The following is a 21,039-nucleotide window of genomic DNA, read 5'->3' on the forward strand; positions in this document are numbered from 1 at the left end:
ACGCCTCAAGAACCTTTCGTTGCGGACGTCGAAGGGTCGCCTCGACCCGGCGGCGCCGCCCGGATGGAGGCGCGCGCTCCTAAAGCCTGCGGATTCACGCCCGGCCGACGTTCGCGCGGATGTGGCACACCCAGCGCTGGATCTCCTGGAGGTTCGCGAGCTCGACAGCCTCGTTGCGGCCGTAGGGGAGGCCCGCGACGCCCACAGGGCGCGGAAGGGTGACGCGCGGCGGGGAATCGTCCGCTTCCGTCATGCGCCGGCCGCCCGCGGGGTCGCCCTTGACGCCTGTGGATCAACGGGCGAACGGTCGCATCTCGAGGGTCAGGTCCGCGGCCCTCGGGCTGTGGGTGAGCCATCCGAGGCTCACGCGGTCGGCGGCCCGCGCGGCGAGGTGCGCGTTTTCCGGGGTGAGGCCTCCCGAGACCTCGACCTTGAGGTCCGGCTTCGCCGCGCGCGCGGCCTTCGCCCACGCCTCGGCGACTTCGGGCGTCTGGTTGTCGATCAGGATCCAGTCCGCGCCCGCGGCGGCCGCGGCGACCGCGTCCTCGAGGCTTTCGACCTCGACCTCGACGGTCTTCGCGGGGTCGTAGGCCCGGCATCGTCGCACGGCTTCCGCGACGCCGAGGAACGCGCGGTGGTTGTCCTTCACGAGAAACGCGTCGTGGAGGCCCGAGCGATGGGGCTCGCCGCCCCCGAGGGCGACGGCGCGCTTCTCGTAGGCGCGGAAGCCGGGCGTCGTCTTGCGGGTCGCCGCGACGCGGCAGGCGGGGTTCACGGCCGCGACGCGGCGTTGGATCTCCGAGGTGAGGGTCGCGATGCCGCTCATGCGCATGAGGAGGTTCAACGCCAGGCGCTCGCCCGCGAGGATCGCGCGCGCCGCGCCCTCGACCGCGAGAATGCGCGCGCCCGCGGACACGCGGGCGCCGTCGGCCGAGAGGACGTCGCAGGAAACGCCGAGGCGCTCGAAGACGGCGACGGCCTCCTCGACGCCCGCGACGACGATGTCTCCGCGGGCGAGGATGATGGCCTCCGCCGGGAGGTCGGCGGGAAGGGTCGCGAGGCTCGTGATGTCGCCGGCGTCCGCGAGGTCCTCCTCGAGGAATCGCCGCAGATCGTCGCTCCTTGTCATGGGAGGTCCCGCGAGGCCCAGACGCCCTTTCCGTAGCCTTCGTCCACGCCGACGTCGATGCGGCGCACGTTCGCGGGCCACGCGACGCCGCGGACGACCTCGTCGAGCACGTAGGCCGCGAGATCCTCCGCGCTCGTGTACTCGACGGGCAGGAGCGCCACGTCCGCGGCCGGGAACGCGTACGTCTTGGATCCGATCGCGACGCGCACGAGATCGCCGTCCCGTTTCACGTCGACCTCGTCGCTCTTGGTCTGGACGAGGACGTGGTGGTCGAGCCGGTCCGCGACGCCGCGCAGCACCTTCTTCACGTCGCCGAAGTCGACGATGAAGCCCGAGTCGCGCCCGCGGTCCCCGGCGACGACGGCGTGCAGGGCGTAGGTATGGCCGTGCAGCCGGCCGCATTTGGGGTGGTGCGGGATGACGTGCGCCGCGTCGAAACGGATCCCGCTTCGCCAACCGTCGACTCGGATCTCGGGCATGGAGGTCGGGTTCGCCTAGCGCCTGGTCCGCTATAGTCCCTCCGGACGACGCGCCCTGCGAGGCCGGGCGCTCCCCGGACCCGGTCCCGGACCCGGACCCGGACCCGGTCCCGGCACCCGGTCCCGGAGCCCGAAGCCCGGTCCCGGTCCCGGCACCCGGTCCCGGAGCCCGAAGCCCGGTCCCAATCCCGGCACCCGGTCCCGGAGCCCGAAGCCCGGTCCCGGTCCCGGCACCCGGTCCCGGCGCCCGAAGCCCGGTCCCGGTCCCGGCACCCGACGCCCGTCGCCCGGTCCCGACGCCCGAAGCCCGGTCCCGGTCCCGGTCCCGGCACCCGGTCTGAGCGCCCGGCGCGGGGTCCATATCCCCGTGTGATGCCGGGTCCAAGCTTTATGGGGTGGACGCGTCTTGGCGCTCGTTGTCCATGCCCCCGAGCCACCTTCCGGACGTGCAGAACTTCCGCGCGCCGCACAACTTCACGTTGACGCGGGTGGGCGTGACGGGCGTCGCGAAGCCGATCACGGTGGCGCGGCCCGGCCGCGCGGCGCGCACGCTGCTCGGGACGTTCGACGTGGCGGTGGACCTCCCGGCGGAGCAGCGCGGGACGCACATGAGCCGCAACGTCGAGGCGATCAACGCGACGATCGACGCCTTCGCGCGCGAGACGACGGCGGGCCTCGAGGAGCTCGCGTCGCGCCTCGCGGCGACGCTCCTCGAGCGGCACGCGTACGCGACGCGGGCGGAGGTGCGCGTCGAGGCGGACTACTTCCGCGAGCGCCGCACGCCGCTCGGCGCGCCCAGCCTCGAGGTGTACCACCTCGTCGCCGGCGCGGACGCGGAGCGGGGCGGCGCGGCGCGCCGGTCGATCGGCGTCGAGGTCTTGGGGATGACCGCGTGTCCCTGCGCGATGGAGGGGACGCGACACCTCCTTGAGGAGCGGGGCGTCCGCGTGCCCGAGATGCCGACGGTGACGCACAACCAGCGCAACCGCGTGAGCCTCGTGCTGGACTTCACGACGGGCGCGGTCGAGGCGGACGACCTCGTGGACATCTGCGAGCAGTCCCTGTCGGCGCCCACGTTCGAGTACCTGAAGCGCGGCGACGAGGCCACGCTCGTCCTGCAGGCGCATGCGCATCCCCGGTTCGTCGAGGACGTCGTGCGCGAGGTCCTCGCGCGCGTCGTCAAGGCGTACGGCCAGCTTCCCGCGGATACGCTCGTGGTGGCCCGGAGCGAGGCGGAGGAGTCCATCCACAAGCACAACGCGTACGCGGAGCGCGTGACGACGCTCGAGGAGCTCAGGAGCTAGCGGCGGCCTGCGAGGCGGCCGTGTCGTAGCGCTCGGTCGGGAAGTAGCGCACGAGCTTGCCTTCCCGGAGCTTGCGGACGAGGGCGACGGACTCGAGCCGGCGGACGTGCCACAGGACGGTGGAGGACGAGACGCCGAGGCGGTCGCCGGCCTCCTTCTGGGTCATGCCCGGGTTGTTGCGGATGAGCGCCGCGACGTCGGCCGTGCGCGGGAGGCGCAGCACGGCCACCACGTCCTTGCGCTCGTCCGTGGGAGCCGCGCCGTTCGCGAAGTACCGGCGGTACTTGCCGTACTTGCGCGAGGTGACGAAGCGGCGGCGCTCGAGCTTGAGGAGGTGGTGGGTGACGGTGCCCCAGGCGAGGCCGAGGCGGTTCGCGACGTCCTTCGTGGACACGCCGGGCTCCGCCTTGATGAGCGCGAAGATGCGGGCGCGGTTCTCGTCGTCGAGGAGCTCGTCGTCGCTGATGAAGGAGTAGAGCCCGAGGCCGAGGAGGCCGAACTTGAGTCCGCGCCAGGCGAGCCACCCGGCAAGGCCGGAGGCTGCGGCGCCCGCCGCGACGACGAGGACGGTGGTCGCGGGGAGCCCCTCGTCCGCGGGGGCCGGGACCGACGCCACGTCGACCTCCGCGGGGGCCGCCGAGGCGCCTTGCTCGAAAAGGCCGACGTCGGCTTCGACCTCGAGCCTCCGGATCTCGATGCCGGCCGCGTAATCCACGTGGCCTTTGCTGCACGAGGGCGAGGCTGCGTCCGCGACGCGGCACGCCGGACCTTCGAAGGCGAGGTCGACGTCCTTCACGGCGACGTCCGCCGCCGCGCCCGCGTCGAGGTCGCGCTGGGCGAGGCGGTCGGTGTCCGCGACGAGGTCGGTACCCTCGACCTTGAAGTCATGGCGGCCGAGGCCGATCTCCTCGGCGGCGGCGGGCGCCGCGAAGGCGACGAGGACGGCGACGATGACGAGGACGCGCGACGTCAAGAGTTGAAGCCCCCTTGGCTGTGCCAAGTCGTCGCACGAGTCGTTTTGGCGTTATAAGACCCTTGCGGTCGCAAGGTTCAATCGTCGCCCCGGGCGCTCACGACGTGCGCGTCGTCTTCGACTCGGCCGCCTCGGCGGGACGGCGCTCGGCGAGGCCGTTCACGGTCTCGAGGGCGGTCTCCTCCTCCTCGAGCGTCTCCTCGAGGAGGTCCACCGCTTCCTCGTGGCCGAGGTTCCGCGCGAGGCGGATGAGGCTCTCGTACGCGGTGATCTCGTAGCGCTCGGTCTTCGCCGCGGCCGAGAGGTTGAACATCTCGAGCACGGGGGGCGCGGGATTCTTCCGGCCGAAGGAGCGCTTCTCCTCCAGGAGCCCGTCGATGCCCTCGCAACCCTCGCCCCGGCTGGGCTCCTTTCCGATCATCTCGAAGATCTGGTCGAGGCGACCGATCTGGTTCTGCGTCTCCTCGCGGTGGGATTCGAAGGCTTCCTTCGCCTCGCGATCCTTCGTCTCCTTCGCGAGCGTTCCGAGCGCCTCGACGAGCTTGTGCTCGGCGTCGTAGATGTCCTTGAGTTCGTGCGCGAAGAGTTCGGCCGGCGACGAGATCTTTTCCGCCATGGCCCGCCCGAAAGGGGCCGGAGGCTGTGGGTCTTATGGAACGATCCGAGGCAGAGGGGTCCCGCTTTCCGCGTCTCACGGACGCCTCAAGGAGGCCCGGGGATCCGCAGACCTTCACGCACGTGGACGGCGGGTCCGCTCCGGAAGTAGGGAATCTCCGAAGGCGCAAGCGTGAGCTGCCCGCATCCGACGAGGTTGTCGGCGCCGTCGACCACGAGGCACTCGTCCCCCGCCCGGAGGGCCGGATCGCACGCGAGGACGAACTTCGCGAAGGCGCTCTTCCCGTCGCGGTTGAACGGGACCGAGTCGTCGTGCACGACGACCCTGAGGCGCGGGGCGGGGAGGGCGGCGTGGAGGCGCTTCGCCCCCGCGAGCTTGAGCGTGAAGTGCCCGTCCTCGGCGCGCATCGAAAGGACGTGCTCGCCGTCCACGTGGACGGTCCGGATCTTGTCCGTGCGGCGCGACTTGCCGACCTCGGCGTTTCCATCGAGAAGCGCGAGGCCCGCGCCGGGGCCGAACTGGTGGTCGGCGACGGCGCGCACGCGGAGAAGGTCGAAGTCCGCGCTCGCGGGGCCGTCGAACCCGTCCCCCGCGGCCTCGGCTTCGACGATCGCGACGCCGTGACGCTTCGCGAACTCCGTTTCGAAGGCGGCAAGCGTGTCGAACGCCTCCCGGTCCGGGTCGCGCGGCTCGACGCTCTGCGCGAACGGATAGGCTTCGTCGAGCTCGAACGGAACGAGCCCGAACATCGAGCGCACCGCGGGGGCGCATCGCGCGAGGTCGAGGCGCGCGAGGATCGGAGCGTACGTCATGCTCGCGGGCTTGGCGCCCGGGGGCATCACGACGACCGTCCGCCCGCGCGGGTCCCAGCGCGAAAGCAGCCGCTCGCGCGCGCGGCGCGCATCGGGGCGCGCGACGCTCTCGGGCCCCGCGTAGAAGAACGCGCTGCGCTTGGAGACGGGCTCGAGCGTCTCCAGCCAATCCGCGTGGCGCGCGATGGCCTTGAGCGCGTCGAGGAGCGCGGGATGCGCGCGAGCGCGCATCTCGACGAGCTCCCAGAGGTCGCCCGCGCGGATCGCCTGCCGCACGCGGCGGACCTCCGCGAACGAGACGCGCAGGTTGTGCTCCGCGAGGAGCGCCGTGCGCTCGGCCTCTGGGGCCTTCTTGAGCTCGGCGGCCGAGTACCGGGAACAAACCGCGCACGCGCACGGAATCTCCTCGAGATCGGCGAGGTGGCGCGTGCCGTCCTCGAAGATCATGCGGCCGTCCTTCGCGTACTTCGCGTAGCTCGCGGAGTCGAAGAAGTCGCAGCCGAGGAGCGCGGCGAAGGGGAACACGAGCGGGTGGCCCGCGCCGAAAAGGTGCACAGGACGGGAGGGATCGAGGTTCATCTTCGCGGCGACGATCGCGTCGACGAGGGTCGCGTAGCGCTGCTGCTCCATGAGCGGCACGACCCCGCCGATCGGGTGGAAGTCCGCCCCGATCGAAGCGTCGTCGCGATAGGCGCGCGCGCAGGCCGCGCGCAGGTCGGGATACACGGAGCCCTGCACGGTGCACGCGAGCGCCATCGCGTCGCCCTTGTCCGCGGTCGCCTCGCGCGCCCGGACGACGGTGCGGGCGACGTCGTCGGCGGCCTCGGCGTGCGTCCGGTCGGGCGTCGAGAAGATGTCGAGGATCGTGCCCACGTCGACGCCGATGTCGCGCTGGAACCGGACGATCTCGCGCGGGTCGATGTCGAGCCCGTCGCCGTACACGTAGGTCTGGAACGTGCCCGAATCCGTCATGACGGGCCCGTCCCAGCCGATCACGCTCCGCACGCCCTCCGCGAGCGCCCTCTCCCGCAGCGCCTCCTTCTTGCGGATGATGTAGGAGTTCGTGATGACCATCTCGGCGCCCATCGCGCGCATGGCCGAGGCCTCGATGAGGCGGAGATTCGGATTGATGACGGGAAGGAGGGTCGGCGTGGTCACGACGCCGTGGGCCGTCTTGAAGCGGCCGAGTCGTCCGGCGCCGTCGCGCGCGACGATCTCGAAGGTGGGGCGCACACGTCGCGGAGGCCGAAGCCCCCGAAATAGGCTTCGGGCGCTAATCGAACCGGACGACGTCGATGCGGTGCAGGGGGACGAGCGCGCGCTCGCGCCCCGCGTCGTCGAAGAAGCGGACGACGGACGCGTCCGATTCGCTGCGCACGGCGCCTTCCACGACGAACTCCCGCGCGGTGTCCTCGACGGGCACGTCGACGGGGATGCGGCCCCCAGGGGACGCGCCGAAGGCGGACAGCGCCTGCGCCATCTGCGCGCCCATCGATTGGGAAAGATCGCCCGGACCCGGGAGGAGTCGCACGATGGCCTTCATGGTTCCGCGGAGGCGCGGATCGGACAAGAAGCTGTCGCCGAACCCGTCCAACAACCCACCATGGTAGCCTCGGGGAGGTCTAGGAAATGAACCAGAATCGATAACGGAAGCCAATTCCTCGTCCGCCCGTTCGCCATGACCGATTCGATGGTGTTGGTGGGGCCTGTCCGGCCCGCGCGCGGGACGATCGTTCCCGGATCGTCCCTCCGGGGCCGGCCGGTTGTCGGGGACGTCGTCGCCTGCGAGGGCTGCGGCTACACGTACGTCCGCCGCAGCGCCGGCCCCGCGGGCGCCTCGTGCCGGCGATGCGGGCTCGCGGGCCTTGCGCGATGGAGGCCCGGGCCCTCCGACCGGCAATCTTTATGACCTGTCTTACGAATCGCAAGGGTCGGGATCGCGCAGGCGCCGCCCTGCGTGGGAGGTGAAGACGATGCCGGTGACGGATGCGAGGATCGCTCGGCTCAGGGAATTCGGCCTCAGCGAATACGCCGCGCGCGCTTATCTCGCGCTCCTCGACCTCGGCGTGACCGAGGCGCGCGACGTCTCCGCGCTCGGGAAAGTCCCGACGAGCAAGATCTACCACGTGCTCGACCAGCTCCACGCGAAGGGCCTCGTGGAGATTCTCCCGGAGTTCCCGAAGAAGTACGCGCCCCTTCCCTTCGCCGCGTTCCTCGATGCGCTCACGCGCGAGCACGAGACGGCGGTCGCCACCATCCGTCTCGGTCGCGAGAAGCTCGAAGAGGAGTTCCGCATCTTCGGCGACGCCGACGTCGGAGACCGCGGAGCGTTCTCCGTCATCCGCGGCCGCCGCAACGTGATGGCGAAGATCCGCGAGATCATGAGCGGCGCCGAGTCCGAGGTCTTCGTTCTCGGGACGCCGCGCGGATCTTCCCGGGTCCGATACCTGAACGACGTCGTGAACGACGTGGTCGCCCGCGGCGTCAAGATCCGCGTGCTGTCGCCGATCACGCCGGATTCGCTTCCCCGCCTTCTTCGATTCGCGAACCGGGCCGAGATCCGCGGTCGAACGACGGAGACGGCCGAAGGTCTCAACGTCGGCATCTACATCGCCGACAACCGGCGCGCGCTCGTCGTCACCTTCGTTCCGGACGACGAGAGCCCCGTCGCGGGCAAGGACGTCGGCTTCATCACGGACCAGGCGGCCGTCGTCGCCTCGCTCATGGCGCTCCTCGAGCCCCAGTGGGCGAAGTCGCCGGAGCTCGCCCTCGAGCGCCGCATCATCGAGGAAGGGGCCGAGCGTCCGTTCACGAACATCATCTCGGGCGAGAAACCCGTCCGGGACGCCCACGCCGCCTCGCTCGCGCGGGGCGCGCGTCGGATCCGGTATGCGTCGGCGATGCCGCAGCGGATCCTGACCGAAGTGGACCGGGCGAACACGACCGCGCTCGTGAACGGGGGCGTCACGCTTCTCGTCATCACCAACATCGATTCGATCGACGCCTTGCGGAGCATCGAAAGCTTCGGGGCCGATATCAGCGGCGCGATCGAGTGGCGGCACCTCGATCCGGACGCGTTCAGCCGGTTCACCATCTACGACGACCGGGAAGCGCTCTTCTCCGTCGGTCCGACGTCGAACCCCACCGGAAACCTCGAAGGCGAGGTGTGGATCCACACGAACAACCCGACCACGGTCAAGGCGCTCTGCGAGGCGTTCGACCGGCGGTGGTCCGATTCCGTCTCGCTTGAGCAGCGCCGGCGCGAGCTCGAGATCTTCCCGCGCGTGACCCCCCGCGCGGTCGGCATCGGCCGCCTGTTCGACTCGATCCGCGACGCCGTGGTCGTCGCGGACGCGGAAGGGAGGATCCTCTTCGGCAACGCGGCCGCGCAGTCGCTCATGGGGTGGCCCCGCCGGGACCTCGCGAAGCTCACCCTCGGCGACATTTTTCCCGACGGGCTCCCCGAAACCCCGATCCTTCCGACGGGCTCCCCGGACGCGCCCGTCCTCCCGGCGAAGGCGCGCCTCAAGGACGGTGTCGCGACCGTGGAGGTCACGCAGACGCGCTTCGAGGACGGTACGTCGCCCCTCACGGTCGTGATGGCGCGGAACCGGTCGCCCCTGCCGAAGCCGTGATCTGCATCGCGACGAACGTCGCGGTGACCCCGACCAGGTCGAGATAACGATCGAAGCCGAGCCGGAGCGCCACGAGGCCCACGGTCGCCGTGCCGGCGAGGGCCGCGACCTCGTCGAGAAGGGCGGTTCCCGCCTCGACGGGCGCATCGACCTCGCGGGGGAGCGAGAGCGCCGCTCCGGCGGCCGCAAGCACCGTGGTGACCGCGCCGAGGGCGAGAAGCACGGTGACGACGAGCCGCGCAAGCTGCACTCGCTTCGCGTGGCGCGTCGCCTTGTGGAACCGGCGCTTGAGCGCGGCGACGTCGCGTTCGCGCGGCGCGCGAGCGAGCTCCGCCGTGAAGCTCTCCATGAGGTCGAACCGGCTCTTCAAGAACCATCGCGCGAAGGAAAGGGCCTCGTCGCCCACGTCCTCGAGGTGGAAGCGCGACACGTCGTCCCGGGCCATGCGGCGCGAAGGGAGGGGGGCGGGATGGGCCTTTCGGCCCCGATTGTTCAACAACCTGCGAGGAAAGCTTATGGCGTCCCCTCAAGGTGGAGCAGGCGGTGTCCACGTGTCCTCCCGCCTGACGCTCCTTGTCGCCCTGCTCGTCGCGGCCGTGCCCTTCGCCGGGTGCCTCGGCGCCGCCCCCGCTCCCGACGCGGGCGACGGAAAGCTCGCAAAGGACAACACGACGGCCGACGAGGATCCCGCCGACATCCCGGTGGACGACGGCCGGACGCCGCAGAACCTCTCGGCCGGCGAGCGCCCCCACCTCCACGATTATTGGGACGGGCAGGAGCGCGTGACGCTCTACGAGGACATCCTCGACCTCGACGCCGTGAACGCCCTGTTCTGGACCGTGTTCACGACGTATCTCGTCCGGGAGCCGATCGCGGGCGGGGCCTTCGTCCGCCTTCCCGAGGGGGCCATCGTCTACGAGGGCGCCGGAAAGATGGAGATCACGGTCTCGTGGAACGACCCGACCGTCACCGGGATGCGGTTCATCTACCGCCACGCGGGCGCGAAGGACATGAGCGACGCGTGGATCCCGCTTTCGAAGGGTCAGACCTACACGTTGGACCTGACGCCGGAAATGACGGACATGCCCCACGGCAAGACGAGCCGCTGGTTCTTCCTCTTCGCCGCGGCCGGCACGCCCGCCCTCGCGATCGGCCAGGTCAACCTCAAGATCGACATCGTTCGGATGCGCGACATCTCGCTCTTCCCGGGCCACCCCGACTTCTGGAAGGGCGCGAACGAGACGACGATCCTCGAGGCGAAGGGCGTCGCGAAGAGCGAGCAGGGCCCGCGCGCCGAGGTCAACCGGCGTCTCGACCCGCTCGCGCCGCCGCCCGGCGTCGTGCCCGGCGACAAGCCCGTTCCCATGGAGACGGTCAAGCTCCGCGGAACCGTCGTCGTCGAGGCCGTGAACCCGAGCAACCTGAAGGTCCACCATCTCCACCTGCTCGCGAAGGCCGCGGACGGCTGGGGATTCCGCGAGATGAAGCTCAACGCGTCCTCGCCGGACAAGAAGACGTGGACGTTCGAGCGCGAGGTCGAGATGAAGAACACCGACAGCCCCTACGCGCAGCAGAGCGCCTGGGAGTACCTCGTGCGCGCCGCCTACGAGCCCCCCGTTCCGGGCATGGCCCCCTGCGAGGACGGCTGCTACGACGCAGAACTCTCGTACGCGCTCACCGTCGTCGCCGTTAGGGGCGATATCGAGATGGATGACGGGACGTGAGGACGGGTTTAAGGCCCGATCCCCGCTTTGACGCCCGATGCCCCCGCGCCGCGCCGGCACCCTCAGCGTCCTTGTGAAGCACGACGCCGTGGCCCGCGAAGAGGGCGACCGCGTCCTCGCGGCGCTCAAGCGCGCCGGCGCGCGTTCGCAGGAGGTCTACCGCGCGAAGGACGCGAAGGGCGACCTGCTCATCGTCGTGGGCGACAGCGCGTTCCTCCTCTCGGCGTTCCACGAGGCGCCCTCCGACCTGCCCGTGCTCGGCGTCGGCGGGGCCGGATTCGGCGTCCTCACCGAGGTCACCGTCGCGCAGTTCGAGAGCTCCGTGAAGCGCATCCTCGCGGGCGACTGGTGGGTCGAGGAGGTCGACCGCATGAGCTGCCGCGTGGGCGGCGTCGAGCGCGCGGTCGCGCTCAACGAAGCCGCGCTCCTCGCGTCGACGCCCGGCCAGTTCGTGCGCCACACGCTGTGGGTCGGCGACGAGCTCATCTGGCGCGACCGCGGCGACGGTCTCATCGTCGCGACGCCCACGGGATCCACGGCGTACGCGCTCGCGGCTGGCGGGCCCGTCGTACTCGCGGACTCGAAGGTCTTCTCCGTCGTTCCCATCTGCTCGTCGGACCAGAACCGGCCGATGGTCGTAAGCCAAGAGGGGCGCCTGCGCGTCACGGAGGTGGCCGCCCCCTCGGGCGTCGATCTCGTCGTCGACGGGAGGGAGCGCATCCGGGTGGGTCGCAACGACACGGTCGAGATCGTGCGCGCGGAGAAGGGGGCGCCGTTCGTGCGGCTCGGGCCGAAGCACGTCGCGCAGCTCCTCGGCAAGCTCAAGCTCGAGCGCGAGCTGGACCCGCTGCTCAAGGATGCGCCGCCGTCCGCGAAATTCCTCTACAAGCTTCTCGAGTACGAGGGCGGCATGACGCAGGCCGAGATGGTGAAGGAGAGCAATCTCTCCGCGCGCACCGTCCGCAACGCGGTCGGGTATCTCCTCGCCCGCGGCGCGATCGCGAAGGAACCGTCGCTGCGCGACGCGCGGCAGGACGTCTACAACCTCAAGCGTGCCCGCTGACGACGCCGAGACGGGATCGGACCCAGGCCGGGGGACGGTACGCGAGGATGATGAGCATCGGGATCGCGAGCCCCAGGACGGCCGACACGATCGGCCACCAGTCGGTCGACGACCACCCCGTCGCGAAGCCGAGGATCGGCGCGGCCCCAAACCACACGATGAACGCGGAGGAGACGAGCGCCACGCGGTATTTCTGCAGGGGGCTTTCGACGCGCCTGTAGAGCGATCCGTAGGCGATGGCCGCGAAGAGGACCGGGCCGAGGATGAGGGCGAGCGCGATCCAGAGGACGCCTCCCGAGGCGGGCGTCGCGTATTCGAGGTTCACGGCGATCGTGCGCTGGTCGAGCGCGACGGGATCGAGGAAGACGACGAGGTAGAGCAGGTAGACGTAGATGACCGCGTGACCCGCGACGACCGGGATCCAGACGCCGCGGCGCCCCGTGTAGAGGTAAAGGAGATAGTAGGTGATGCTCGCGAGCGCGAAAACGAGCGCGAGGATGGACGCGTTCACGAACGCGACGTGGATCGCGAGATCGCTGATCCCGACCGCCGCGATCGCGCGGCGCGCCCCGTCGAGCAGGGTCATGCCCCCGAGGCTGAACCACCAGGCCGCGAAGGCCTTGTTCGCGAGGCTCGCCTCGGGGCTCACCGGCCGCGCAAGCATCAGGAAGCCGACGTAACCGTAAAGGACGCAGGTGGCCGCCGAGAGGGCGGCACCGAAGGCGAGCAGCGCGTCGGTCAAGCCCTCACCCGATGGGGCGGGCGGGGAGGCGTGTCAAGCATGCGCAAGGATGTCTCCTGCCCCGGATCGCTCATCAACCTTCCGGATCCCTCCAGGATCAGGAAAATCTTGCCGCGGCGATCGGTTGCCGGGCAGCTTTGACCGCATTCCGGGTTTATTTATGAAACCCAAAGCTACCGACGGTCGATGACGCTGCCGCTCGTCGCGCCGCGCCGCTCGCCCGCCTCCCGGTGGGCCGCGAGCCTCGCGAAGCACATGTCCCTCATGGAGGTCCTGCCGGAGTCCTACGCTTCGGTCGGTCCCGACGAGCGCGCGCGGCGCATGGCCGCGGCCAAGGCCGCGCTCGGCAAGGACCTCGTGATCCTCGGACACAACTACCAGCAGGACGACGTCATCCGCTGGGCCGACTTCGTCGGAGACTCCTACGGACTGAGCGTCGAGGCCGCCCGCACGGAGGCGAAGCACATCGTCTTCTGCGGCGTCACCTTCATGGCCGAGACGGCGGACATCCTGACGGATGGCCGCCGCAACGTCATCATGCCCAGCATGGAGGCGAGCTGTCCGATGGCCGGCATGGCCGAGATGGTGCAGGTGCAGTCCGCGTGGGACCAGCTCGAGACGGTGCTCGGGCCCGACGCCCTCGTCCCCGTGACGTACATGAATTCCTACGCCGACCTCAAGGCCTTCACGGGCGAGAAGGGCGGCCTCATCTGCACGTCCTCGAACGCCCACAAGGCGATGAAGTGGGCGCTCGACACGGGGAAGAAGGTCGTCTTCCTCCCGGACAAGCACCTCGGCCACAACACCGCCCACCGACTCGGCGTCAAGGATTCCGAGATCGCGCGCTGGAACGCGTGGAACCGCGACTTCGGCGGCCTCACGGAAGAGGCCGTGCGCGACGCGCGCGTCATCCTCTGGGAAGGGTTCTGCCAGGTGCACGACCGTTTCAAGCTCAGTCACGTCGAGGAGATCAAGCGCGAGCACCCGGGCATCCGGATCCTGGTCCATCCCGAATGCCGCCGCGAGGTCGTCGCGGCCGCGGACGCGTTCGGCTCCACGACCGAGATGGCGAAGATCATCGAGGATTCGCCGCCGGGCACGAAGTGGGCCGTGGGCACCGAGATCCACATGGTGCGAAGGCTCGCGAAGGAAAATCCCGACAAGTACGTCGTGCAGCTCTGCGGCGAGCTGTGCCTCGACTGCAACGCGATGCGTCAGGTCGACCCCAACTATCTCCTTTGGGTCACGGAGTCGCTCGCGTACGAGGGTCGCGTGATCAACCGCATCGCGACCGAGCCCGAGGAGCGCGCCGGCGCGAAGCTCGCGCTCGAGCGCATGCTCGCGCTGTGAGAGCATGATGCCGGACGTCCTCCTCGTCGGCGGCGGCGCGACCGGCGCGGCCGCGGCGCGCGCCGTCCGGGCCGCGGGCGCCTCCGTCCTCGTCGTCGACCGCCGGCGCGCCGTCGCGGGCGTGCCGTCGCGCGCGCCCGCCTTCGCGCTCGACCTCGTCCGGTCGGCGGACGGGACGCGCGTCGCGGGCCTCGCGCTCTTCGACCTCGGCGCGGAGGCCGCGGATCTCGTCCTCGCGAAGGCCGTCGTCCTCGCGACCGGCGGCGCGGACGCGCTTGTTGCGCCCGATTCCTCGGCGACGGGCGACGCGGTCGCGATGGCCTGGCGCGCGGAGGCGCCGATCGAGGGTCTCGCCCTCGCGGCGGGCGCGCGCCCCGCGGTCGCGGGCGGCGTCGCGACGGGCGAGGACGGCGCGAGCCCCCTTGCGGGACTCTTCGCCGCGGGCCGAGCGTCGTCGACGGGCGCCTCCGCGGAGTCGGCGGGGCGCGCCGCGGCCTCGTACGCCGCGCGCGTTCCGGCCGCCGAGCCGGCGAGGGTGAAGCCGTATTCGACCGTCGACTCGCCGATGCCCACGGGCTTCGCGGCCGTGAAGCTCGAGCGCCTGCGGGAGACGATGCGGGCGTTCGCCGACAAGCGGGCGACGCTCGATCAGACGCGCATCCTCGTCGACCGCCTCAAGGGCGAAGCGGACGACTACGCGCGGGCGCGGCTCGACCCGGACCTCAAGGCGTTCCAGAACGCGTGCCACGCGGCGCGCGCGCTCCTTGGCCCTGCCGGACCGCGCCATCTCATCCGGTGAGAAGAGCGCCCGCGGGCGAGGCCCGCGGGGCGTTGCTCGCTCAGATGAGGAGCGTGAGGGTCTCCGCCGCCACGTCCTCCTTCACGGCGCGGTCCGCGCCGACGGTGTAGAGGCCGCTCGGGGTCTCGAGCACGAGGGCGCGCAGGAACTTTCCGGGGCCCTGGAGCTTGATCACGCTCACGATGTCGCCCTCGATCTCGACGCGGCTTCCCGTGTGCGTGCTGATGCCCCGGATCCGCGCGGGGACGCCGATGTCGCGTCGCTCGTGGACGAGGAGGTCGTGGATGTGGTCGAGCGCGAAGCCCACTTCTCGTTCGTTGAGCGAGAACGTCTTGCCGTGCATCGCGCGCCGAGCCCCCGGGGCGTGCATAGGAATGTCGCCTAGGGGCGGCGCTCGCGCGAGGCGTGATGGACGCTTCCTCGTCACGCGAGGGTCGAGGAATCGGCGAGGCGCCGCACGAGCGCGACGGCCGCGAGGGCCGCGAGCCGGCTCGTCGCGGGATGGTCGGGGAAGGGCCTGTTCTCGACGCGGAAGCGGAGCGATCCGAACGCGCCCCTCGCCTCGATGGTGTGCGTGTTCTCGGTGAGCGCGGGATCGGCGACGACCCGCACGCGCGTGCGGTCGAACCCGAGGCCCGCGAGCGCGACGGCGGCGGCGACGTTGACGTTCTTCGGGTATCGCGCGACCGCCTCGCGCGCGGGACCTTCGAAGAGCGTGCGCGGCGCGTCGATCGACCCGAGACCGAAGCCGGCGGGCGGCTTCGCCGTCGTGAGCGTCACCTCGTCGAGCCCGCCTTCGCGCGCGGCGCGCAGGGCGTCGAGCGCGCCGACGGCGCCCGAGGGGAGGTGGGCGCGCGCGCCCGTCCGCGCGGCGGCGGCGTCGAGCCGCGCGCGCAGGGCGTCGTCCGCGAGGGCGCCGAGCGAGAGGATGACGACGTTCTTGCCCGCCTCGAGCGCGCGCGGCGCGACGTCGGCCGCGGCCGCCTGGCTTGCGGCCTCGACGACGAGGTCGGCCCGCGCGAGCCCCGTCGCGAGGTCCACGGCCTCGCCCCCGACCCGCGCGGCGAGCGCCCGCGCGCGGTCGCCGAGGGTGTCGACGACGTCGATGCCGGTGACGCCCTTCATCCCGCGCGCGGCCTCCGCGACGGTTGTGCCGATGGACCCCGCGCCCACGACGAGGATGCGCATGCGCTGGGAACGGCGCCGCGGGAATCAGGGTTTCGGCGCGCGCCCGGCCCCGCTCCCGGACCCGGACCCGACGCCCGGACCCGGTCCCGACGCCCGGACCCGGACCCGACGCCCGGGCCCGGACCCGACGCCCGGGCCCGGCGCCCGAAGCCCGGTCCCGGTACCCGGTACCCGGCGCCCGACGCCCGGTCCCGGCCCCCGGCGCCCGGCGCCCGACGCCCGGTCCCGGTCCCGGCGCCCGGCGCCCGGGCCCGGTCCCGGCGCCCGACGCCCGACGCCCGGTCCCGGTCCCGGCGCCCGACGCCCGACGCCTGGTCCCGATCCCGATCCCCCGATCGCGCGCCCGCGCCGCCTGGAAACGTTCTTGCGGAAAGCGCGGGGTGCTTGGCCGCGTGCGCGCGGTCTCGCTCCTCTCGGGCGGCCTGGATTCGACGGTCTCGACGGCGATGGCGCTCGCGCGGGGCTTCGAGGTGGTGGCGTTGAGCTTCCGCTACGGCCAGCGCCACGCGCGGGAGCTGGATTCGGCGCGGGCGGTCGCGAAGCGGCTGGGTCTCGCGGGCCACGTCGTGGTGGACCTGGACCTGGGGCGCCTGGGGGGTTCGGCGCTCACGGACGCGGCGATCGCGGTGCCGACCGGCCGGGACGAGGCGCGGATGGCGGCGGACATCCCGGCGACGTACGTGCCGGCGCGCAACACGATCATGCTGAGCTACGGTCTCGCGGTGGCGGAGACGCGGGACGCGGATGCGATCTTCATCGGGGCGAACGCGCTCGACTACAGCGGGTATCCGGACTGCCGGCCGGAGTATTTCGAGGCCTTCGAGCGCCTCGCGAACCTCGCGACGAAGCGCGCGGTGGAGGGTCGCGGCGTCCGGGTCGAGGCGCCGCTCCTCCGGATGACGAAGGCCGACATCGTGCGGGAGGGCGTGCGCCTCGGGGCGCCCCTGGAGCTGACGTGGAGCTGCTACCAGGGCGGCGCTCGGGCGTGCGGCGCGTGCGATTCGTGCGCGCTGCGCCTCAAGGGCTTCCGCGAGGCGGGCCTCGAGGATCCGGTCTCGTACGAGCGTTGAAACGCGGCGGGGCGGCGCGAAGCCTCATATACGTCGCGGGGGTCATCGCCGCTTGACCATGTGGCCGTTCTCGCGCCGTCCGGAAGTCTCCGACGGTCCCGTGTCGACCGCGGGCCCCATCATCGTGGCCGAGGGCGTCGCAAAGACGTACGACACGGGCGCCCTCCGGGTGCCCGCCCTCGTGGACGTCCGGCTGTCCATCGCGCGCGGCGAGATGGTCGCTGTGATGGGTCCGTCGGGGTCGGGGAAGACGACGCTCCTCAACTGCCTCTCGGGCCTCGACGACGTGGACGGCGGACGCGTCCTCATCGAAGGGCGGGAGCTCCACGCGATGGCGGACGACGCGCGCACCCGCTACCGGGCGCTCCGGATGGGCTTCATCTTCCAGAGCTACAACCTGCTGCCCGTCCTCTCCGCGGCCGAGAACGTCGAGCTGCCCCTGCTCGTCGCGGGCGTCGAGCCGGAGGCGGCGCGCGCGCGGGCCCTCGAGGCGCTCGCGGTCGTCGGGCTCTCCGACCGGGCCGACCACAAGCCGGCCGAGTTGTCGGGCGGGCAGCAGCAGCGCGTGACCATCGCGCGGAGCCTCGTGAACGATCCCGCGATCGTGTGGGCCGACGAGCCGACGGGCAACCTCGACACCCGCACGGGGCTCGAGATCCTCTCGATCATGAAGCGGTTGAACGCCGAGCGCGGGCAGACGTACGTCATCGTGACGCACGACGAGAGCATCGCGCGGGCCTGCGATCGCATCCTCCGGATGGAGAACGGCCGCGTCGTGCGCGAGGAGCCCGTCGCCCGGGAGGGCCGATGAACCCGCTCGCGCTCGCGCGGTGGGCCCTCCGGAACGCCTTCCGCCGGCGCGCGCAGACGCTCGTCGTGGTCGCGGGGCTCATGGTCGGCACGGCGATCATCTCGGGGTCGCTCGTGTCGGGCGACTCCGTGACCTACGGCATCCGCAAGGGCACGCTCGACGCCTTCGGCCCCGCGGACTCCTTCGTCCTCATCGAGGGCAACCTGCATTTCCCCCGCTACGTGTACGACGAGCTCGCCGCGCACCCCGCGGTCCGGCGCGAGGCGCACGCGCTTTCGCCCGTGCTCATCGAGGACGGCGCGGTGTCGAACCCGCGCACGCGGCAAAGCGAGCCGCGCGTCACCGTCGTCGGGCTCGATCCCGTCCTCGACCGTCCGTTCGAGCCCTTCGTCTTCGCGGATGGACGGAGGACCGACGGGTCCGAGCTCCGCGCGGGGGAGGTCTACGTCTCGCGCGTCCTCGCCGAGCGCCTCGACGCGCGCGCGGGCGACCGCGTGAAGCTCAGCCACCTCGTTCCGCCCACGCCCCTCCTTCCGACGCTCACGGTGTTCGACGGCGCGATCGCGGCGGGCGCCGGCGCCTGTCCCGTCCCCGGCGTCCTCTGTCCTTATCCCTCCGCCCCGGGATCGACCGACACCTTCACCTTCGACGTCGGGCCCGCGACGACCCGCGCCGTCGTCGTCCTCGCGTGGTTCGGGCCGGCCGCCGACCGCGTCGATCTCGATCCCTTCGTCACGTCGCCCTCGGGCCGGGTCTTCGCGAACGTGAACGGCACGACGGGCGACCCGGACGGCCCGGCGTTCCTCAACGTCACGTCGCCCGACGAACGGCTCGAGAAGGGCACGTGGACGCTCCGCGTCGGCGCGAAGGCCGCCGCGAACCAGCCGTTCCGGGCTTTCGTCGTGACGCTCGCGGAGGAGTACGACCTCGGCAAGCTCCGCAACGCCTCGGCGGCGTTCGAGCGCGCGGGGTTCGAGATCCCCCCGGGCCTCGCCGACGGCGCTTTCGACGGCCGCGTGCGGACGGAGAACGTGACCCTCCGCGACGTCGTCGAGATGGAGGGCAAAGGCGACTCCTTCCTCGGTTCCGCGATGTTCATGCGCCTCGAGGAGGCGCAGCGCATCTACGGGCAGGAGGGTCGCATCAATGTCGTCAAGGTCTCGAACGACGGCAGCCTCGAGGGGGGGCTCGCCCGCGGCGCCGCGGTCGAGGCCGCGCTTCGCGAGGCCCTGCGCGACATCGCCGCGGCGCATCCCGACGAACCCTCCGTGAAGGCCGTCGCGCCGCGCAACGTGAAGGCCATCTTCCTGGAGCGCGCCGAGCGCGCGGGGACGATGCTCAAGGAGTTCCTCACGGTGATGGGCTCCTTCACGATCATCGCGGGCGTGCTCCTCATCGTCAACATCTTCGTCATGCTCGCGGAGGAGCGCCGGAGCGAGCTCGGAATGGCGCGCGCGGTGGGCCTGCCGCGGCGCGATCTTGTGTCGCTCTTCCTCATGGAGGGCGTCCTTTACGCGGTCGCGGCCGCGTTCATCGGCGTCCTCCTCGGGCTCGCGATCGCCTACGTGCTCATCCTGGGCATCAACGACCTCGTGCGCGCGACGCCCGACACGCTCATCTCGATCCCCTTCCACGTGGAGCCGTCGAGCCTCCTCGTCGCCTTCGCCCTCGGCTTCGCGCTCACGATGGCGACGGTCGCGGTCGCGAGCGCGAAGGTCTCGCGCCTCAACGTCGTCCGCGCGATCCGCCGCATCGAGGAGCCGAAGCGCAGGCTCCGGCGGTCGACCTTCGCGTGGTCGCTCGCGTTCCTCCTGCTTTCGGTGCTCGCCGTCCTCGGCGCATTCGTTTCGGACAACCACGTCCTCCAGGTCCTCGCGCCGCCGGTCGCGCTCGTCGCGTTGGCGTTCACGCTCCTGCGGTGGTTCCGGGCGGACCGCGTCTTCCCGTTGATCGGCGCCGCGATCGCGATCGAGAGCCTCGGGTCGTTCTTCTTCCTCGCGAGCCCCGAGGGCCTCGTCAACCGCGTCATGGTTCCGGTCCGCGGCGTGCTCGTCGTCCTCGCCGTCGTCCTCATCCTCGTGCATTCGCGCGCGCTCATGCGCTTCTCGAAAGCCGCGCTCATGCGCGTCCGGCGCCTGCGCGAGGCCGTCGTCCCCGCCGTCGCCTATCCGCTCGAGCGCAAGCTCCGCACGGGCCTCACAACGGGAATGTTCGCGCTCGTCGTGCTCGTCGTGGTCGTGTTCAGCGTGTTCGGGGCGACGTTCACCCTCGACCTCAAGGACCAGAGCGGCGGCTACGACGTCGAAGCCGAGACGACGCTCGCGGTCGACGACCTCGGCGCCTGGTTCGCCGCGAACAAGCCTGGCGAGCCCGATCCCTTCGTCGACGTCGAGCGCCACGACGACCTCGTGTACGCCTGGCGCTACGGCGGCGATTTCATCACCATCGACGGCGAGCGCATCCACTACCAGGGCCCGATCGTGGATTACGTGTACGCCTATGGCCCCGGCTTCGCCGCGAACAACGCCTACGCGCTCGACCAGCGCGCGCCGGAGTACGCGACCGACCGGGAGGCCTACGAAGCGGTGCTCAAGGACCCGGGCCTCGTCATCATCTCGCTCGTCTACACGTTCGACGAGACGGGGGAGCCGGGCCACCACTCGGTCGGCGCGACGCTCGTCATGAACACGACCTCGGGACCGGAGAGCTTCCGCGTGATCGGCATCCAGAAGCAGCTCTATCTGGGCGGCGTCTTCGCGCATCCCGACGTCGTCGAGACGAACTTCCAGCGCGTCCGCGGCGAATACCTCTTCAAGCTCAAGCCCGGCGCCGATCCCGTCGAGGTCGCGCGGACGCTTGAGGCGGCCTTCGAGGACCTCGGCATGAACGCGGTCGCGATCGAGGAGGAGGCGCAGAACGTCGTCGAGCAGTCGCGCCGCGTCGTCACCCTTTTCCAGCTCTTCCTCGGCTTCGGTCTCGTGGTCGGGATCGCGAGCCTCGGCATCGTGACGGCGCGCGCCGTGATCGAGCGCCGACAGGAGATCGGGATGCTCCGCGCGATCGGGTACCCGCGGCGCGCGATCCTCAAGATCTTCCTCCTCGAGATCCTGTTCACGGTCACCCTCGGCATCGCGGCCGGCGTCGCGATCGGGATCGCGGTGGCCTACGGGGTCACGGTCACGACCGAGTCGTTCACGCGCCTGGGGCTGGAGTTCCGCGTGCCGTGGCGCGGTATCGCGGAGATCCTCGTTCTCACCTACGCCGCCACCGTTCTCGCAACGTTCTATCCTTCGTGGCGCGCCGCGAACACGCCGCCAGCGGAGGCCGTGCGCTACCTCGAGTGA

At 71.2% G+C, this 21,039-nt stretch carries 20 protein-coding genes; 9 read left to right on the forward strand and 11 right to left on the reverse strand.

The features are described from left to right. Positions 1–94: 94 nt before the first annotated feature. The 3 genes from VM889_11495 to VM889_11505 are packed head-to-tail and all read right to left on the reverse strand — an operon-like array spanning position 95 to position 1,608. On the reverse strand, positions 95–253 hold the full coding sequence (locus tag VM889_11495; GenBank protein ID HVL49172.1) for a hypothetical protein: 159 nt from the start codon (positions 251–253) through the stop codon (positions 95–97). A 39-nt stretch (positions 254–292) separates the two neighbouring features. Further along, positions 293–1,129 carry a carboxylating nicotinate-nucleotide diphosphorylase gene (gene nadC / locus VM889_11500; GenBank protein HVL49173.1) on the reverse strand — a complete coding sequence of 279 codons (837 nt, stop codon included), beginning with the start codon at positions 1,127–1,129 and terminating at the stop codon, positions 293–295. Continuing rightward, entirely contained in the window at positions 1,126–1,608 is a 483-nt protein-coding gene (locus VM889_11505) for a 6-pyruvoyl tetrahydropterin synthase family protein (protein ID HVL49174.1), read from the reverse strand. Before VM889_11505 ends, nadC begins: the two co-directional genes overlap by 4 nt. A gap of 422 nt (positions 1,609–2,030) precedes the next feature. Here VM889_11505 and mptA point away from each other — a divergent pair, with 422 nt between their 5' ends. After that, a complete protein-coding gene (gene mptA / locus VM889_11510; GenBank protein ID HVL49175.1) occupies positions 2,031–2,912 on the forward strand; it encodes a GTP cyclohydrolase MptA in 882 nt (293 codons plus the stop codon). Here the strand turns inward: mptA and VM889_11515 are convergent. The 4 genes from VM889_11515 to VM889_11530 all read right to left on the reverse strand — a co-directional run bounded on the left by VM889_11515 (position 2,902) and on the right by VM889_11530 (position 6,856). Next, complete coding sequence (locus tag VM889_11515; protein ID HVL49176.1) at positions 2,902–3,885, reverse strand: winged helix-turn-helix transcriptional regulator; 984 nt, start codon at positions 3,883–3,885, stop codon at positions 2,902–2,904. The genes mptA and VM889_11515 overlap by 11 nt on opposite strands. 97 nt (positions 3,886–3,982) lie before the next feature. Then, positions 3,983–4,501: a DUF892 family protein gene (locus VM889_11520; GenBank protein ID HVL49177.1), complete on the reverse strand. Its 519-nt coding sequence runs from the start codon at positions 4,499–4,501 to the stop codon at positions 3,983–3,985. Between the two features lie 86 nt (positions 4,502–4,587). Next, positions 4,588–6,546, reverse strand: coding sequence for a tRNA guanosine(15) transglycosylase TgtA (tgtA, locus tag VM889_11525; protein ID HVL49178.1), 1,959 nt, complete (start codon positions 6,544–6,546; stop codon positions 4,588–4,590). Between the two features lie 40 nt (positions 6,547–6,586). Beyond that, the gene (locus VM889_11530) at positions 6,587–6,856 is read right to left on the reverse strand and encodes a hypothetical protein (protein ID HVL49179.1); all 270 of its coding nucleotides are present in this window, start codon (positions 6,854–6,856) and stop codon (positions 6,587–6,589) included. A 430-nt stretch (positions 6,857–7,286) separates the two neighbouring features. Here VM889_11530 and VM889_11535 point away from each other — a divergent pair, with 430 nt between their 5' ends. Next, entirely contained in the window at positions 7,287–8,948 is a 1,662-nt protein-coding gene (locus tag VM889_11535; GenBank protein ID HVL49180.1) for a helix-turn-helix domain-containing protein, read from the forward strand. Here the strand turns inward: VM889_11535 and VM889_11540 are convergent. After that, positions 8,902–9,393: a hypothetical protein gene (locus tag VM889_11540; GenBank protein ID HVL49181.1), complete on the reverse strand. Its 492-nt coding sequence runs from the start codon at positions 9,391–9,393 to the stop codon at positions 8,902–8,904. The genes VM889_11535 and VM889_11540 overlap by 47 nt on opposite strands. A 106-nt stretch (positions 9,394–9,499) precedes the next feature. On the opposite strand from VM889_11540, the gene VM889_11545 reads away from it, so the two are divergent. Continuing rightward, the gene (locus VM889_11545) at positions 9,500–10,672 is read left to right on the forward strand and encodes a hypothetical protein (protein HVL49182.1); all 1,173 of its coding nucleotides are present in this window, start codon (positions 9,500–9,502) and stop codon (positions 10,670–10,672) included. Between the two features lie 37 nt (positions 10,673–10,709). Continuing rightward, positions 10,710–11,735: a hypothetical protein gene (locus VM889_11550; GenBank protein HVL49183.1), complete on the forward strand. Its 1,026-nt coding sequence runs from the start codon at positions 10,710–10,712 to the stop codon at positions 11,733–11,735. Here VM889_11550 and VM889_11555 read toward each other — a convergent pair. Further along, positions 11,719–12,477, reverse strand: coding sequence for a hypothetical protein (locus VM889_11555; protein HVL49184.1), 759 nt, complete (start codon positions 12,475–12,477; stop codon positions 11,719–11,721). The two genes, VM889_11550 and VM889_11555, sit on opposite strands and share 17 nt — an antisense overlap. Before the next feature lie 255 nt (positions 12,478–12,732). Between VM889_11555 and nadA the strand changes: the two genes are divergently transcribed. Continuing rightward, the gene (gene nadA / locus VM889_11560; GenBank protein HVL49185.1) at positions 12,733–13,827 is read left to right on the forward strand and encodes a quinolinate synthase NadA; all 1,095 of its coding nucleotides are present in this window, start codon (positions 12,733–12,735) and stop codon (positions 13,825–13,827) included. Positions 13,828–13,834: 7 nt separating this feature from the next. After that, a complete protein-coding gene (locus tag VM889_11565; protein ID HVL49186.1) occupies positions 13,835–14,626 on the forward strand; it encodes an NAD(P)-binding protein in 792 nt (263 codons plus the stop codon). 40 nt (positions 14,627–14,666) lie between these two features. Here the strand turns inward: VM889_11565 and VM889_11570 are convergent, their stop codons facing one another. Then, on the reverse strand, positions 14,667–14,969 hold the full coding sequence (locus VM889_11570) for a TrmB family transcriptional regulator sugar-binding domain-containing protein (protein HVL49187.1): 303 nt from the start codon (positions 14,967–14,969) through the stop codon (positions 14,667–14,669). 80 nt (positions 14,970–15,049) lie between these two features. Next, on the reverse strand, positions 15,050–15,814 hold the full coding sequence (gene nadX, locus VM889_11575; GenBank protein ID HVL49188.1) for an aspartate dehydrogenase: 765 nt from the start codon (positions 15,812–15,814) through the stop codon (positions 15,050–15,052). Positions 15,815–16,206: 392 nt separating this feature from the next. Between nadX and queC the strand changes: the two genes are divergently transcribed. Genes queC through VM889_11590 form a run of 3 tightly spaced genes read left to right on the forward strand, consistent with a single transcriptional unit; the run spans position 16,207 to position 21,039 of the window. Next, the gene (queC, locus tag VM889_11580) at positions 16,207–16,884 is read left to right on the forward strand and encodes a 7-cyano-7-deazaguanine synthase QueC (protein ID HVL49189.1); all 678 of its coding nucleotides are present in this window, start codon (positions 16,207–16,209) and stop codon (positions 16,882–16,884) included. Positions 16,885–16,942: 58 nt separating this feature from the next. Then, positions 16,943–17,695 (forward strand): ABC transporter ATP-binding protein, encoded by a 753-nt coding sequence (locus VM889_11585; GenBank protein HVL49190.1) that lies wholly within the window; start codon positions 16,943–16,945, stop codon positions 17,693–17,695. Beyond that, entirely contained in the window at positions 17,692–21,039 is a 3,348-nt protein-coding gene (locus VM889_11590) for an FtsX-like permease family protein (GenBank protein ID HVL49191.1), read from the forward strand. The genes VM889_11585 and VM889_11590 overlap by 4 nt, the downstream gene beginning before the upstream one ends.

Source organism: Candidatus Thermoplasmatota archaeon (genome assembly GCA_035540375.1).
Taxonomy (GTDB): Archaea; Thermoplasmatota; SW-10-69-26; order JACQPN01; family JAJPHT01; genus DATLGO01.

Excerpts from the sequence above, each read along its gene's own strand:
- VM889_11495 (HVL49172.1), bottom strand. The coding sequence starts at position 253 with ATGACGGAAGCGGACGATTCCCCGCCGCGCGTCACCCTTCCGCGCCCT.
- nadC (HVL49173.1), bottom strand. The coding sequence starts at position 1,129 with ATGACAAGGAGCGACGATCTGCGGCGATTCCTCGAGGAGGACCTCGCG.
- VM889_11505 (HVL49174.1), bottom strand. The coding sequence starts at position 1,608 with ATGCCCGAGATCCGAGTCGACGGTTGGCGAAGCGGGATCCGTTTCGAC.
- mptA (HVL49175.1), top strand. The coding sequence starts at position 2,031 with ATGCCCCCGAGCCACCTTCCGGACGTGCAGAACTTCCGCGCGCCGCAC.
- VM889_11520 (HVL49177.1), bottom strand. The coding sequence starts at position 4,501 with ATGGCGGAAAAGATCTCGTCGCCGGCCGAACTCTTCGCGCACGAACTC.
- VM889_11530 (HVL49179.1), bottom strand. The coding sequence starts at position 6,856 with ATGAAGGCCATCGTGCGACTCCTCCCGGGTCCGGGCGATCTTTCCCAA.
- VM889_11535 (HVL49180.1), top strand. The coding sequence starts at position 7,287 with ATGCCGGTGACGGATGCGAGGATCGCTCGGCTCAGGGAATTCGGCCTC.
- VM889_11540 (HVL49181.1), bottom strand. The coding sequence starts at position 9,393 with ATGGCCCGGGACGACGTGTCGCGCTTCCACCTCGAGGACGTGGGCGAC.
- VM889_11550 (HVL49183.1), top strand. The coding sequence starts at position 10,710 with ATGCCCCCGCGCCGCGCCGGCACCCTCAGCGTCCTTGTGAAGCACGAC.
- nadA (HVL49185.1), top strand. The coding sequence starts at position 12,733 with ATGTCCCTCATGGAGGTCCTGCCGGAGTCCTACGCTTCGGTCGGTCCC.
- VM889_11565 (HVL49186.1), top strand. The coding sequence starts at position 13,835 with ATGCCGGACGTCCTCCTCGTCGGCGGCGGCGCGACCGGCGCGGCCGCG.
- VM889_11570 (HVL49187.1), bottom strand. The coding sequence starts at position 14,969 with ATGCACGGCAAGACGTTCTCGCTCAACGAACGAGAAGTGGGCTTCGCG.
- nadX (HVL49188.1), bottom strand. The coding sequence starts at position 15,814 with ATGCGCATCCTCGTCGTGGGCGCGGGGTCCATCGGCACAACCGTCGCG.
- VM889_11585 (HVL49190.1), top strand. The coding sequence starts at position 16,943 with ATGTGGCCGTTCTCGCGCCGTCCGGAAGTCTCCGACGGTCCCGTGTCG.
- VM889_11590 (HVL49191.1), top strand. The coding sequence starts at position 17,692 with ATGAACCCGCTCGCGCTCGCGCGGTGGGCCCTCCGGAACGCCTTCCGC.